Here is a 14646-nt window from a genome sequence, read left to right as displayed (position 1 = left end):
ATCCCCCGCCGCCCGGGCCGCCACACAAAATGCCACCGGGGTCGTTGCCCGGCCAGGCAGGAAAGGCCTGGCCGGGCGCATAAGGTACAGCAGGATGCAAGGTGTGGGAGAACTGCGGATTCACCCCCACGGTTGCGTTTTCAAAGGGAAGGGCGGCCGCCTGGGCACGGGGAGGACTACGGGTTGAGGAGACGGTGGTTGCGTCTATTCGCGGTCTCTTTCCTGTTTCTGGGGGCAGTGTCAGCAGTAGTGGCCTGGGACCGGGGACTGCTGATGGGACCCCGGCTGGCCGGAGAAAGCAGGGTTTTCTCATCTTTCACCACCGATCTGATCCGCCTTTTCGCCAGCAAGGACCTGCCACCGGAGCTGGAAGGATACCGCCGGCTGGCCGCCGCCCTGGCCCGCTGGCCTGGTGGCCGTCGGCAGGTGGAACGGCTGGCCACCCGCACAGACGGGGTGGGATACCATGCCTGCTTGGTTCTCGCCCGCAGCCGGGAAGCGCGGCGGGATGGCACCGCCACTGGCTACTACTTGCGCGCCCTTGAGCTGCGCGCCGACCCGGGGGTGAGGGAAGAACTGGCCCGCCTCCTGGAAGAACAGGGGCAGGCGGCGGCGGCCATCGCGCAGTGGAAGGAGCTATTACCAGCCCGGGCAGCCGTGGAAGCACTGCTGCGCCTGGAGTCCGATTGGTGCCGGGTGGCGGGCTGGCTCAACGACCGGGGGTGGGCCCAGCAGGCCCTGGACATCCTGCGCGAACACGGGGAGACCGAGGCCCGCGCCCAGGCCCGGGTGGCGCGGGAATGGGGTCGGGCCCTGCTTACCCTGGGGGATGCCCGCGCCGCCCTGCCCTGGCTGGCGCAGTACATGCAGGATTTTCCCCGAGACATGGAGACCCTGGGCCTGTACGCCCGCACCCTGGAAGCATCGGGAAAACTGGAGGCCGCCCGTGACGCCTACGCGCGCCTGGGACCCGCGGGTGCCCGCGGTCTGGGCAGGGTACTGGAACGCCAGGGTCGACGGGAGGAAGCGGCCCGCGCCTACCTGAAGTCTCCCGAGCCAGAGGCCCGATGGCGGGGAGCCTGCCTGCTGGAAGAGCTGGGACGGGCTGAAGAAGCCCTGCCGGTGTACCGCCAACTGGCTGGTGAGAAGGGTCCGGTTCGCGACGATGCCGCCCTGCGGGGATACGTCCTGTCCCGCATCAAGGGTGATGCTGATGGGGCCCGGGAGCTCCTGGGTACCATATCTCCCGGCCTGGCCTGGTGTGCCGGGCTGAGCGTAAAGCAGCCGCTCCCTCACCAGCCGGTCCCGGATCCCCCTTCCCCGCCCCCCGCGACCCGGGCAGCCCGGGCGCTCCACCGCCTGGGGCCCGGAGGGACATCCCTGGCCCATGTAGAGATGGAGATCCTGAGCCGGAAGGGCGGCCCCCCGGGTCGGCTGGCCCTGGCCCAGTGGTACGCGGAGCACGGGAACGTGACGCTGGGGGCCCAAGTCGCCACGGCGGTACTGGCAGACCTGCCCACCCCCACGGCATACCGGGTGGCATATCCTCTCCCCTACCCCCAACTGGTGCAAGAAGTGGCCTCGGAATTCGGGGTGGATCCCCTCCTGGTATGGGCAGTGATGCGGGAAGAAAGCCACTTTGCCCCCTGGGCAATCTCGCGGTCCGGAGCCTGCGGCCTCATGCAACTATTGCCCGCCACGGCCGAAGGTGCTGCCCGAGCCCTTGGCGTCACGCTGGAGCGGGAAGACCTCTTTCGCCCGGAGGTGAACCTGCGGCTGGGGACCTGGTACCTCGCCCGCATGCTGGAAAGTTGCGGGGGAGACATCCCCCGGGCTTTGGCTGCTTACAACGGGGGGCTGGGCAATGTGAGGCGCTGGGCCAGCTCATCCACCTTCCGGGGCCGGGAAGGATTCCCCACCGCCATCACGTTCCCGGAGACCCGCGAGTACGTGACCAGGGTGGCCCAGTCTTACCTGGTGTACCAGTTCCTCTACGGCGAAGGGGAGACCGGAAACCACTAAGGGGGCCGACCGCCCGTCAGGGAGCAGCCCGGCGGCGCCAGAGCAGGCGGTTATCCTCCACCACCAGCTCCACCTGGCCCTCATCTGCCAGATACGACAGGCAGGCGTGGATGGCGGATTGCACCAGAAGGTATTCGCCCGGGGTGGAAAGGAGACGGGCGTAGTGGTGGGCCAGGCGGTGCACCAGCTCGGCCACCGGCTGGGGCGCGGCCAGCATGTCCGTGATCAGGAAGAGGAGATCCGTCACCCGCTGACGGTTCTCCTCGATGGTGCGCAGGGCGTCCCCGGGATCGCAGGCGGGACCGTGACCGGGGACGATCAGGCGGTATTCTCCCCGCGCCACCCACACCGCCGCCCGCTCCAGGGACTCCAGGTGGCGCGCCACATCGGCGTTGTAGGGGATGCCGTGTTTGTCCAGCACCTGGCTGGAGAGAAAGAGGTCTCCCGCGAAGAGGACCCCCTCGGGCCCCGCCAGACCAACCTGGCCAGGACTATGCCCGGGCAATTCCACCAGCTTCAACCCAGCCTCCAGGGGATCCTCCCAGGTAGCCGGGCCGGTGCCTTCCACGGCGGGCGTGGGCTCAGCCATGAGGAACTTGTTGCGCAGCGCCGGGGGCGGGGCCGCCATTCCGTACAGGGAGGACGGCTCCAGTAGAGGCCGGCGTATGAATTCGGCTTCGGCCTCCGGTGCCAGCACCCGCGCTCCGGTGCGCGCCACCAGGAAAGCGTTCCCGCCCACATGATCCGCGTGGAAATGGGTATTGAGGATGGCCACCAGCCGGAGGCCCTCCCCATTGAGAAGACGCAGGATCTTGCGCCCGGCGCTTTCGTCCAGGCCGGAGTCAATGAGGACCGCCTCTTTCCCCTTCCAGACCAGGCCGCAATTGGTGGCGCCGGCAAAGTACCCGACCCCGTCGCCCAGCCGCCGGAACTCCATGCTCCATCCCCCTTCTCCGGGAGGAATCGACTGGCAAAGGTAGAAACCTGAAGCAACCGATTTGCCTCGGGAGGGTTCTCAGGTGAAACCATCCGTCTACGTTACCCGTCGTATCCCGCAAGCAGCTCTCGACCTGCTGCGTTCCCAGTGCCAGGTGCGGATATGGGACAGCGACGATCCCGTGCCCCGCCCCATCCTCCTGGAAGAGGTAGCCGGGTGCGACGGGCTGTTCTGCCTCCTCACCGAGCGTATCGACACCGCACTGTTGGACCGGGCTCCCCGGCTGCGGGTCGTTGCCAACATGGCGGTGGGATACGACAACATCGACGTACCCGCCGCCACCGCCCGGGGCGTGATGGTCACCAATACCCCGGGGGTCCTCACCGAGACCACCGCCGACCTGGCCTTCGCCCTCATCCTGGCCACGGCCCGGCGTCTGGTGGAAGCAGCCCGGTTCCTGGCGGCCGGGCAGTGGAAGACATGGGGACCCATGCTTCTCACCGGCCAGGACGTGTACGGCAGCACCCTGGGCCTGGTCGGGTTCGGTCGTATCGGCCAGGCCGTGGCCCGGCGGGCCCGCGCATTCGACATGCGCATCGTGTACCATGATCCAGAACGCCAGCAGGCAGCGGAAGAGGCCCTTGGCGCCACCTGGCTTCCCCTGGATGACGTGCTGCGGCAGGCCGATGTGGTGAGCATCCACGCCCCTCTCACCCCGGACACCTATCACCTGATCGGCGAACGGGAACTGCGGCTGATGAAACCCACTGCCATCCTGGTCAATACCGCCCGCGGCCCCCTGGTGGACGAGCAGGCGCTATACCGGGCACTCCGGGAAGGGTGGATATGGGCGGCCGGCCTGGACGTCTTCGAACGGGAACCCATCGGGCCCGATCATCCCCTGCTCTCCCTCCCCAACGTGGTGGCCCTCCCCCATATAGGCAGTGCCAGCATTGCCACCCGCACCCGCATGGCCGTCCTGGCCGCCCAGAACCTCATCGCCGGCCTCAAGGGGGACACACCCCCCAACCTGGTCAACCGGGAAGTTCTGGCTGGGCGAGGGCCCAGGCCATGAAACCGGCGCAGGTGGCAAAGGCAGCTCCCGTGCGCACCTTCCCCGTGTGCGCGTCTATGGTCTCACAGGCCAGTCCCCCGTCCAGGGCAGCCGAGCACAGGGCACGACGGAACCGAGCGGGGTCAACCCCCAGGGCCTTCCAGCTCCGGGCCGGCACCAGGAGAGCGTTGACCAGCGACATCACCCAGGGATGGCGGGCATGGGGACAGGCGGGCGCCGCGAAGGGGCCCTCGGCCACGTACCAGGGATTGTGGGGACTCCAGATCCAGCGCAAAGTGTTCAGGTATACCGGGTCAAGGGGGTCACACCACCCGTAATGGGCCAGGAGGGCAAGCGACCCCGGGGGCTCGTCATAGAGCACGTACGCCTCCCCCGCAGCCGACCCCCCATCCGTACATTCGCCTCCGGCGCCCGTCTCTCCGCTGTGGGCGGGCAGGGCGAAGGACCACGCCCACATAGGTCCGAAAGGCCCGGGCACGACAGCCCGCCGCCGCAGCTCGCACCGGAGCGCTCCCGCCTTATCCCCGGCCCCAGGCCAACCCAGCCGGGCGAAAACGGTGAGGGCCTTCCAGGCCAGCACGTTATCGTACGTGACGACGGGGTGATGGGCCGGGTCGTCGGAAGGAAGCAGGAACGTACGGTAAAGGTGATGGGGCTGAATGCGGGCCTCCTCCAGCTTCTCCCACACCCGGGCCAGCCCTTCCCTGACCGGGGCGGACTCCAGGACGGACCTGTCCCCGGTTTTTTCCAGGTAAAGGCCCAGAGCTACCGGGAACGCCGCCAATTCATCCAGTTCGAACCCCGGGTAGAGTTCGGTCCCATCCAGGTACAGGCTGTGGGTACCCGCCCGCCGGGAATACAGGCGGAAAGCCTGCAGCAGGGCCTCCCGGGCGGTACGGGTATCCGCGAGCAAGAGACCGGGGAAGCTCCACAGCAGCGAATCCCGGCTCCAGTGGGCCGCGCACACGTAGTAGCGGGGACTGCGGGAAGTCACCAGCACCAGTTCTTCGCTGTCCAGGCACATCCCCCGACTATAGAAAAAGTTGAAGAGCAGGTTGCGCCGCCACACCGGATACCCCTCCAGCCCGTTGGCCGGCGACCCGGCTCGCCCTGCGGCCCCCGCTGCCAGGCGGGAAAGCTCATTCAGGGAGCGTTCCCGCAGGGCAGGATACCCGTGGCGTAAGAGGTCCACCGCCTGACAGGCGGCCCCGTCTCCATCGGGGGCAATCCCCAGCACTACGGTCAGTTCCTCGCCTTCCCGGCCCAGGCGAACATTGGGGCCGGCGGGGCACGGCTGTTCCCACCGAATGTCGGAGTGGGCGGGCCGTACCGCCACCGCCAGGAAAGGCCAGGGAGATCCCACCTCCCAGACCAGGCATTCCATCCACCGGTGCCACCGGGTGACCACCGGTGACGCCAGGCCGCGCGCTGTGAACACCCGGTGACGCACCTGGCCCACGCACCCTTCCACGTACAGGGTAACCGGGGCGGGAGGGGGATCGACGCGGGCGTTCACCACAAGGCCCTTGTGACCCCAGGGGGCCAGCCAGGTAACCCGTAAGGTGCCCCAGGGGACCCGGTAATGGACCTCCGGGATCCAGTCCCCCAGCCACCGCACACCGGTGGGGACCAGCCTCTCCGGACCCGCCTCTGTCTCCAGGCCCACCCGCAACAGCGGTGACGCATCATCCTCGGGATCCCCGGGGCCAGTTGAACCTGAGGCGCACCCATTCACGGCGTCGCGCCCCGGGGGCCCCGTCAGTTCCAGGAGGCCACGTGCACCCCAGGACAGCACATTGATAGACAGGACGGCCCCGTCCCGGGCCCGGATCTGGGGCAGGGCCACGAACTCGTTTCCGGTAACCCAGAACTCCTCGGTACGCGCTATCTCCTCGGGAACAGTGAGGAGACGGCTGTCCCCACCACCCACAGCTACCTCACCTCGGCCCCCGTTCCCCGGCCCTCGGCCTTCCTCAGGGCAGTTCACGCCCGGTGGAGGTCATCGTAAGCTGACCGTGTTTTACACCCCGCCGGCTGATCAGGGCATTGGCCAGGGAGCGTACCCGGGCCGCCGGTCCCCTCAGGACCACCACTTCCAGGCAGTTACGCTCGTCCAGGTGGACGTGCATGGTGGAAAGCACCAGCTCGTGGTGATCGTGCTGCAGGTGGGTGAGTTCGTCACCCAGGCCGCGGGCATCGTGGTCGTATACCAGAGTAACCGTCCCCGCCACTTCGGCGTCTTCCAGCTCCCACCGCTGCTGGATCAGCTCCCGCCTGGCCAGGTCGCGCAAAAACTCGGACCGGTTACTGTAACCGCGCGAACGGGCAAGATGGTCGAACTTCTCCAGGAGGTCTTCCTCCATGGACACCCCGAACCTGCGTAAGCTTCCCATCCCCGAGCCCTCCATCACGGCCTCAACGGCAGCCTCAGTGACCCTCCGGGGGCGGCCTCAGTGGCCACCGGCCAGGTGCGCCAGCGCCAGCAACGCCCCCGAACACCCGCCCACCAGCGTGAGGAGGCGGGATTCGCTCCAGGACATCCGGAAAAGTTCGGCCAGGATGAAGAGCAGGCTTCCTCCCGCCAGGGCCACCGACCCGGCCAGGGCGGTCCGGGACAACCCCGCCAGGCTCCCGCCCAGCAGCGCCCCCAGGGGTGTGAACAGCCCCGCCACCAGGGTGGTCATCACCACCCGGAAAGCCCCTGCCTGTCCCAGCACGAAAGGCGTGGCCACCAGCATCCCTACCGGGATGTTATGTAACGCCACCGCTGCCGCCAGTGCCCATCCCAGGTGTCCTGATTCCTGGAAACCGGCCCCGATCCCGAAGCCGTCCAGCACGTTGTGCAACGCTACCGCCAGCCAGGTCATAAAACCGGCCTGGACCCAGTAATCGTTACCGTGTACCGGGCAGAGGCCGGTACAGTGGTCCCCTCGGGCACCAGAGCCCGGCGCGGCACGGTCGCGCACCGCGCCACCGCGGCGGGCGGGGTCGAGGATGACGTGCAGGGCTGTCATCAGGGCAATTCCGCCTGCCATCCCACCTGCCAGGGTGAAGAGAGAGCCCCTTTCCCAGGCCGCAGGCAACACGTCCAGGACCACGATCCCCAGCACCGCGCCACCTGCCACTGCCAGCAGCAGGGTGGACGGCCAACGCCTGCCCCGGCATAATACAGGCAGCGCCCCACCCAGGGCAATGGCCAGCCCGGCCGCGGTAGCCACCGTCAGGGTCAACCCGACGCCTCCTGTTCCGCCTTGGGGACGCTGAACTTGTACCCCACGCCCCAAACCGTCTTGATGAACCGGGGATGAGCGGGATCCTCTTCTATCTTGTCCCGGAGCCGGCTCACCAGCACAGTTACGTTGTCGACGTCACCCTCATAGTCAGATTGCCATACCTGGTAGAGCAGTTGCTCCCGCGTGAAGACGTATTCCACGTGGGAAGCCAGCACCCACAGAAGATCGAACTCCTTGGGAGTGAGGTCCACTTTCTGGCCCCTCACTGTCACCGTACGCCGGCGTCGGTCGATGCACAGCTCACCGAAATCCAGCACCGCACCCTCCCGATCATCCCGGAGGCCCTCACAGCGGCGCAGCACCGCCGCCACCCGCATGGCCAGTTCCGCAGCGCTGAAGGGCTTGGTGACGTAGTCGTCCGCCCCCATGCGGAACCCCACCAGCTTATCCACCTCGTCCCCCTTCGCAGAGAGCACGATTATGGGGACCATGGACGCCTTGCGGATGATGCGACACACTTCGTACCCGTCGATCTTGGGCAGGATGAGGTCCAGGATCACCAGGTCGGGTTTTACCGCCTCGAACAGTCGCAAACCCTGCTCCCCATCGGAGGCGACAACCACCCGGTACCCCTCCTGGGCGAGCCGGTGTTCGACCAACCGGGAAACGGCCGCATCATCTTCCACCACCAGGATCGTCCTGCCTGGCAATTCCTCACCTCCCGCCTGCCCGGGTGGGCAGGGCTACGTAAAAAGTGGCACCCCTTCCCAGCTGGCTCTCCACCCAAATCCTGCCCCCCTGCATCTCCACCAGTTGCCGGGCCAGGGTGAGCCCGAGTCCCGCACCCGTGCCGTCGCCCTGGTCACGGGCGCGATAGTAGCGGTCGAATATGGCTTCCTGCTCTTCCTCCGGGATACCGGGACCGTTGTCCTGGACCGCCACCACCACTTCTGCCGGGGGATTCCACATCGCCCTGACCCTGATCTCACCTCCGGGAGGCGTGAACTTGACGGCATTGTCCAGGATGTTGCACAGCACCCTCTCCACCTTTTGCCGGTCAGCCTCCACCGGGGGGAGCTGCCCCCGGCCCTCCAGGCTGACGTGGAGGGCCAACCCCTTGCGGCGGGCGCGGGGCTCCATCCGTCTGGCCAGAGGAAGAATTACCTCGTCCAGGTGCAGGGGAGCAGTGCGGACCTCCATGCGACCGGCCTCGATGCGGGCCAGGTCCAGGATGTCGTTCATCGAGCTCAACAGTTCCTGCCCCTGTTCCACGATCCCGTCGACGTACTCCTGCTGCACGGGGGTGAGAGGTCCTCCCGCACCTTCCTGGAGCAACTCGGCGTACGCGATGATGGAAGCCAGAGGAGCACGCAACTCGTGGCAACAGTCGGACGTAAACTGGCAGGCCCGCGCCAGTTCAGCGTTGGCCCGGCGCAACTCGGCCAGGCGCTCCTGCAATTCCCGGTTGGCCTGCACGAGGCGGAGGTTCTCCTGCTGCAGCCGCTGGAGGTCGGACTCCAATTCCCGCCGGCGCTGCTGCAGGGACGCCGCCTCTTCGCCGGGTTCGCACTGACCAGTCCTGTCAACCGCCGGTGCCGGCATAGCCGCACCCCCGCACCTCATATTACCCTTCTGGAAAAAATGTTGCAAGTAGATGACAATACCGTTGCTCAGCCCGTACGCTCCCCATGGTACCAGACTGCGCCATCATGAGAAGGGAAGTGCCGCGCGGGCACCGAATGGGATATTCAGCACCGTATAAAAAGAGGAGGGGTGTGTGGTGCGTAACTTCATCAGGCTGGTCACCGAGGTGCCGGGACCGCGCTCGCGGGAGGTGTTGGCGCGCAAGGACCGGTACGTGGCAGCCGCGTTCTCCGTCCACGCTCCCGTGGTCATCGACCGCGGCCAGGGAGCCCTGGTGACCGACATCGACGGCAACACCTTTATCGACCTGACGGGCGGCATCGGCGTCCTCAACGTGGGTCACTGCCACCCACAGGTGAACCAGGCCGTCCACCGCCAGGTAGACCGCTTCCTCCACACCGACTTCACCATAATCCCGTACGAGTCCCTGGTCGATCTGGCCGAAAAGCTGGGCCAGAAGGCCCCCGTCAAGCAACCGGCCAAATGCGCGTTTTTCAACTCGGGAGCCGAGGCGGTGGAAAACGCCATCAAGATCGCCCGGGCGTACACACGTCGTGCGGCCATCATCGCCTTCGAGGGTGCATTCCACGGCCGCACCATGATGGCCATGACCCTGACCAGTAAGAGCAAACCGTATCGTCAGGGATTCGGTCCCTTCGCACCCGAGGTATACCGGGTTCCCTATGCCTACTGTTACCGCTGCCCCATCCGTGCCACCTACCCTGAATGCGGGGTAGCATGCGCCGACCTGCTCGACCGCTTGCTGGAACTGTTCGTGGCTCCCGAGGACACGGCCGCCGTTATAGTGGAGCCCGTTCAGGGAGAGGGCGGGTTCGTGGTGCCGCCGCGCGAGTACCTGCCTCGCCTGGCGGAAATCTGCGCAAAGCACGGGGTGCTGTTGATAGCGGACGAGGTGCAGACCGGCTTCGGCCGCACCGGGCGCCTGTTCGCCCTGGAACACTCGGGAGTGAAGGCCGACCTGGTCACGGTGGCCAAGTCCCTGGCTGCCGGCATCCCCCTATCCGGTGTGGTGGGCCGGGCGGAAGTCATGGATGCACCCGGCGATAACCGCATAGGCGGCACTTACGTGGGCAATCCTGTGGGTTGCGTGGCCGCCCTGGAAGTCCTGGATATAATGGAGAAGGAGGACCTGCCCGGCCGCGCCGAACGGCTGGGCCGGCTCATGACGGACCGCTTCCGGGCAATGCGGGACTCCCACCCCCTCATCGGAGACGTGCGCGGGCTGGGTAGCATGGTGGCCATAGAACTGGTGAAGGATCGCATTACTAAGGAGCCAGCTAGCCGGGAAACGTCCGAAGTGATCAGGCGGTGCATGCAGAAGGGGGTCATCCCCCTGAAGTGCGGTCTGTACGGTAACGTCATCCGCATGCTCGCCACTTTAGTGATTACCGAAGAACAACTGGCGGAAGCCCTGGACGTGATGGAAGAGGCTATCGCCGAAGTGGAAGAGGAGGCCGGGATAGTACGGCAACTCGTGTAGAGAAGGACTTCCTGGGAGAAGTCGAGGTACCGCAGGAAGCATACTACGGTATCGCCACGGTGCGGGCGGCGGCCAACTTCCCCGTTTCGGGGCAAAGGGTGCATCCCGAACTGATCAGGTCGCTCGCCCTGGTGAAGCAGGCCGCTGCCCTCGCCAACGTGGAGGCGGGGCTGCTCGACCGCCGCATCGGAGAGGCCATCGCCCGCGCGGCGGCCGAGGTGGCGGATGGGGCGCTCGCCGACCAGTTCATCGTGGATGCCTTCCAGGGCGGCGCCGGCACCTCCACCAACATGAACATGAACGAGGTGCTGGCCAACCGGGCCATCGAGATCCTGGGGGGAACCAGGGGTGACTATTCCCTGGTTCACCCCCTGGATCACGTCAACCTGTCCCAGTCCACCAACGACGTGTATCCCACTGCCCTGCGCATTGCCGCCATCCGCCTGCTGCGGCCGCTCACGGACGCCTTCGCCGGATTGCAGTCCGCCTTGCAAGCAAAAGAGGCGGAATTCGCAGGCGTGCTCAAGATGGGACGCACCCAGCTCCAGGACGCCGTCCCCATCACCCTGGGCCAGGAGTTCTCCGCCTGGGCGGAAGCGGTGGCCCGCGACCGCTGGCGCCTGTACAAGATGGAGGAACGACTGCGCCAGGTGAACCTGGGTGGCACCGCCGTGGGGACGGGTCTGGGGGCGGACCGCCGCTACGTGTTTCTGGTGATCGAGAAGCTGCGGGAACTGACGGGCCTGGGGCTGGCGCGGGCGGAGAACACCGTGGATCCCACCCAAAACGCCGACGTGTTCGTGGAGGTCTCGGGATTGCTCAAGGCGGGCGCGGTCAGCCTGGCCAAGATCTCGGGCGACCTGCGGCTCCTTTCTTCCGGGCCAGGGGCGGGGCTGGCGGAAATAGCCCTCCCCCGGTTGCAGCCCGGTTCCTCCATCATGCCGGGTAAGGTGAACCCGGTCATCCCGGAGATGGTCACCCAGGTGGCGTACCACGTAATGGCCAGTGACCTGGCCATCACCCTGGCCGCCCAGGCCGGGCAACTGGAACTGAACGCCTTCCTGCCCCTGGTGGCCCACCACCTGCTGGGCGCCATGAGCCTGCTCACACGCGCCCTGAAACTCTTCGTCGAGAAATGCATCAACGGGATCACCGCCAACCCCCGGCGCTGTTGGGACCTGCTGGAGCGCAGCGACGGGCTGGCTACCGCCCTGGTACCCCATATCGGATACACGCGTGCCTGTGAAGTCCTCCGCGAAGCCCACCAGCGGGGGTGCCCCCTCAGCCATGTGGTGGCGGAAAAGGGCTTGCTGCCCGAAGAGGAAATCCAGGTCATTTTCAGCAAGGAAGAACTCACCCGGCCCGGCATCCCCGGCTCCCGCCTGCTCAAGAAACGCAACGCCCCACCCCAGGGCACCAGCTCCACCGCGCAGCGGGGCCGCGACCCGGCGTGCGGCCGGGAGGAAAACCAGGAAGGGAGCAATCCGTGAGCGACCGCACTCCCCGGGGCGAGCGCTTGCACATTGCCATCTTCGGGCGGCGTAACGCGGGCAAGTCCAGCCTGATCAACGCCCTCACCGGGCAGAACATCGCCCTGGTCTCGGAAGTCCCCGGCACCACCACCGATCCCGTGTACAAGTCCATGGAGATCCTGCCCCTGGGCCCGGTGGTGATCATCGACACCGCCGGCATCGACGACGTGGGCGCACTGGGGGAACTGCGCGTGCGCCGGACCCAGGACGTGATGCGGCGCACGGACCTGGCCCTCGTGGTGGTCGACCCCGCCGCAGGCGCGGGTGAGTACGAAGAAGGCATCATCTCCCGGCTGCGCGCAGGGGGAATAGCGATCCTCGGAGTGCTCAACAAGACCGACCTGCTCGCACACGGAGAGGCGGATCGCGTGGCGGGAGAACTGTCCGCCCGCCTGGGGGTCACCTTCGTACCGGTAAGTTCCCTCACCCGGGACGGCATAGAGCGGCTCAAGATGGAGATCGTGCGCTCGGCCCCGGGCGACTGGGCCGCCCCCACCATCGTGGGCGACCTGCTCAACCCGGGGGACCTGGTGGTCCTGGTCGTCCCCATCGATCTGGCGGCACCGAAAGGCCGGCTCATTCTCCCCCAGGTGCAGACCCTCAGGGACATCCTGGATCACGACTCATGCGGGGCCATCGTCAAAGAGAGGGAGCTCCGCCACCTGCTGGGGGTGCTAGGCCAAAAGCCGCGCCTGGTGATCACCGATTCCCAGGTTTTCGCCAAAGTGAGCGCCGACACTCCCCGGGATGTCTGGCTCACCTCGTTTTCCATCCTGTTTGCCCGCTACAAGGGGGACCTGCCCACCCTGGTGCGGGGAGCCCGCGCCATCGACCGCCTGCAACCAGGAGACCGTATCCTCATTGCGGAAGCATGCACCCACCACCCGGTGGCAGACGACATCGGACGGGTGAAGATCCCCCGCTGGCTCAGGCAACGGGTGGGTGGCGAGCTCCGGGTGGACGTGAAGTCGGGACTGGACTTCCCCGAGGACCTCGGGCAGTACAAGCTCATCGTCCACTGCGGGGGCTGCATGATCAACCGCCGGGAGATGCTGTACCGCATCATGCAGGCCCAGCAGGCGGGCGTACCCATCGTCAACTATGGCGTGGCCATCGCCTACCTGCACGGCATCCTGGAGAGAGTCCTGGAGCCGTTCCCCCTGGCCCGCCTGGCCCTCGAAGAGGACGAAGAGTGACGGGACCGACCGCCCCACCGATCCGGGGGCATACCGTGGGCGCCCCGACCCCCGGCGGCGGGCCTATGACCCGGACATGAGCGTGCGGGCACGCTGAGCAATGAATTCTGCCTGCAGGGCGGCGTCCTCGATGGATGCCGCTTCTTTCAGGAAGGGCGCCGGGTCCTCCCCGCTGAGCCGGGCCCAGGCGGCCAGGAAAAGGTTGGCCTCGGGTTTGAGATGCGCCTGTTTGGCCGCCTCCTCCAGCGACGCCCGGGCTGCCGTCAGGTCCCCCCGCAGGACACGGGCTTCCCCCAGGGCAAGGACGAGCCGCGGCGTGCTGGGTGGCATTCTCCTGGCCCCGGCAAAGGGAGGAGCCAACCTGGAATATTGCTCCATCTCCCGCGCCACTTCCTCCACCCGGTCCAGGTACCGGCGGGCCCTGGCGGTATCAACATGGGGAGACATGGCCACCCGTACGCAGGCCAGGGCCAGGTTCTCGTACCCGGCGGCCAGGGCCGGGCGGCAGGTGATGGCCGTCTCCAGTTCGCGCAGGGCAGGTTCCGCCTCACCCTGCCGTAGCAGGAAGTTAGCGTACAACGTGCGGTGTTGAAAGTTGTAAGGGTCAAGGGCCACTCCCCGCTGGTAGCTGAGCCGGGCTCGCTCGATCAGGCCGGGTGCCCCGCTTTTCAGCGCCATCCTCTCGTACACCTGCCCCAGGTCGATGTGGAAGGAGGCCGTCCAGGGGTCGTACCTGCGGGCGGTTTCGAACTCCACCAGGGCCTTCTCCAGGTTACCCTGGTTGAGGGCGGCCGCTCCCCGCTGACCGGCCGCGTGTCCCACCCGGAGGGAGACCGTGAGGAGCAGGATGGCTAGTGTCGCCACCGGTACCCCCACCCCCAGCCACCAGGGGGTGCGAACCCCGCGCCTCCCCGAAGGCTCCGACACTGGCTCGGCGGCCGCCACCAGACCCAGCAGGGCCCACAGGGTCAGCGCCACCGCGGGTAAAGAAAGGTTGAAATCAATTACGGCGTGGGCACCCAGGCCGGCCGCCGCCACGAAGGTGGCGGCTAACAGCGCCCCCGCCGGTCCCCGGGTCACCTGGCGGGCCCGCCAGTATGACCACAACAGGCCCACCCACATGGCCAGGAAGGCCCCAAGGCCCAGCGTTCCCGCCTCCACCCACAGTTGGGCGTAGTGGTTGTGCACCTCGGTGCTGAAATACGCGTAGGTCTGCACGGTCCCGTAGAGGGCGTTCCATCCTCCCCCTCCTGCCCCCAGCACGGGCCTAGCTGCCACCAGGCGGAGGGCATCCCGCGTCCACTGCATGCGGTCCTGGGCTCCTGATTCCGCCAGCTTGATCGCCGCCAGCCGCCCCCGCAGCTGCTCGGGCACCAGGGCAGCCACAGTCGCCGGGCGCCCCAGCGCCAGGCCCATTCCCGCCACCACCAGCAAAGCTGCCAGGGCCACCAGGGCCGGCCTCACGCGCCCGCCACCCCGGGTGGAAACAGACAGGCGGGCCGCCCG

General features: G+C 67.2%; 12 protein-coding genes. 5 read left to right on the top strand and 7 right to left on the bottom strand.

The window, feature by feature from the left end:
* Nucleotides 1-183: 183 nt before the first annotated feature.
* Complete coding sequence (locus AB1446_03805) at nucleotides 184-2022, top strand: transglycosylase SLT domain-containing protein (GenBank protein MEW6546025.1); 1839 nt, start codon at nucleotides 184-186, stop codon at nucleotides 2020-2022.
* A 16-nt stretch (nucleotides 2023-2038) separates the two neighbouring features.
* On the opposite strand, the gene AB1446_03800 is transcribed toward AB1446_03805, so the two are convergent.
* A complete protein-coding gene (locus AB1446_03800; protein ID MEW6546024.1) occupies nucleotides 2039-2959 on the bottom strand; it encodes an MBL fold metallo-hydrolase in 921 nt (306 codons plus the stop codon).
* An 82-nt stretch (nucleotides 2960-3041) separates the two neighbouring features.
* Here AB1446_03800 and gyaR point away from each other — a divergent pair, with 82 nt between their 5' ends.
* Nucleotides 3042-4034, top strand: coding sequence for a glyoxylate reductase (gyaR, locus tag AB1446_03795; GenBank protein ID MEW6546023.1), 993 nt, complete (start codon nucleotides 3042-3044; stop codon nucleotides 4032-4034).
* On the opposite strand, the gene AB1446_03790 is transcribed toward gyaR, so the two are convergent.
* From AB1446_03790 to AB1446_03770, 5 genes are read right to left on the bottom strand one after another with little or no spacing between them, the layout of a single operon-like run.
* Complete coding sequence (locus tag AB1446_03790; protein ID MEW6546022.1) at nucleotides 3994-5964, bottom strand: glycoside hydrolase family 125 protein; 1971 nt, start codon at nucleotides 5962-5964, stop codon at nucleotides 3994-3996. The genes gyaR and AB1446_03790 overlap by 41 nt on opposite strands.
* A 43-nt stretch (nucleotides 5965-6007) precedes the next feature.
* Nucleotides 6008-6427 (bottom strand): nickel-responsive transcriptional regulator NikR, encoded by a 420-nt coding sequence (gene nikR / locus AB1446_03785; protein MEW6546021.1) that lies wholly within the window; start codon nucleotides 6425-6427, stop codon nucleotides 6008-6010.
* 57 nt (nucleotides 6428-6484) lie between these two features.
* The gene (locus tag AB1446_03780; protein MEW6546020.1) at nucleotides 6485-7264 is read right to left on the bottom strand and encodes a hypothetical protein; all 780 of its coding nucleotides are present in this window, start codon (nucleotides 7262-7264) and stop codon (nucleotides 6485-6487) included.
* Nucleotides 7261-7977 (bottom strand): response regulator transcription factor, encoded by a 717-nt coding sequence (locus AB1446_03775; GenBank protein ID MEW6546019.1) that lies wholly within the window; start codon nucleotides 7975-7977, stop codon nucleotides 7261-7263. Before AB1446_03775 ends, AB1446_03780 begins: the two co-directional genes overlap by 4 nt.
* Nucleotides 7978-7981: 4 nt before the next feature.
* On the bottom strand, nucleotides 7982-8869 hold the full coding sequence (locus AB1446_03770; GenBank protein MEW6546018.1) for a HAMP domain-containing sensor histidine kinase: 888 nt from the start codon (nucleotides 8867-8869) through the stop codon (nucleotides 7982-7984).
* A gap of 178 nt (nucleotides 8870-9047) precedes the next feature.
* Here AB1446_03770 and gabT point away from each other — a divergent pair, with 178 nt between their 5' ends.
* The 3 genes from gabT to hydF are packed head-to-tail and all read left to right on the top strand — an operon-like array spanning nucleotide 9048 to nucleotide 13140.
* Nucleotides 9048-10412, top strand: coding sequence for a 4-aminobutyrate--2-oxoglutarate transaminase (gene gabT, locus AB1446_03765; protein ID MEW6546017.1), 1365 nt, complete (start codon nucleotides 9048-9050; stop codon nucleotides 10410-10412).
* An 11-nt stretch (nucleotides 10413-10423) separates the two neighbouring features.
* A complete protein-coding gene (locus AB1446_03760; GenBank protein ID MEW6546016.1) occupies nucleotides 10424-11902 on the top strand; it encodes an aspartate ammonia-lyase in 1479 nt (492 codons plus the stop codon).
* Nucleotides 11899-13140, top strand: coding sequence for a [FeFe] hydrogenase H-cluster maturation GTPase HydF (gene hydF / locus AB1446_03755; protein MEW6546015.1), 1242 nt, complete (start codon nucleotides 11899-11901; stop codon nucleotides 13138-13140). The genes AB1446_03760 and hydF overlap by 4 nt, the downstream gene beginning before the upstream one ends.
* 63 nt (nucleotides 13141-13203) lie before the next feature.
* Here hydF and AB1446_03750 read toward each other — a convergent pair.
* Nucleotides 13204-14646: O-antigen ligase family protein (locus AB1446_03750; GenBank protein MEW6546014.1), on the bottom strand; the 1443-nt coding region annotated here is incomplete at its 5' end.

The organism is Bacillota bacterium, assembly GCA_040757085.1.
Lineage (GTDB): Bacteria > Bacillota > Sulfobacillia > JACIYH01 > JACIYH01 > JACIYH01.
This window is presented reverse-complemented; position numbering and strand designations above follow the sequence as displayed.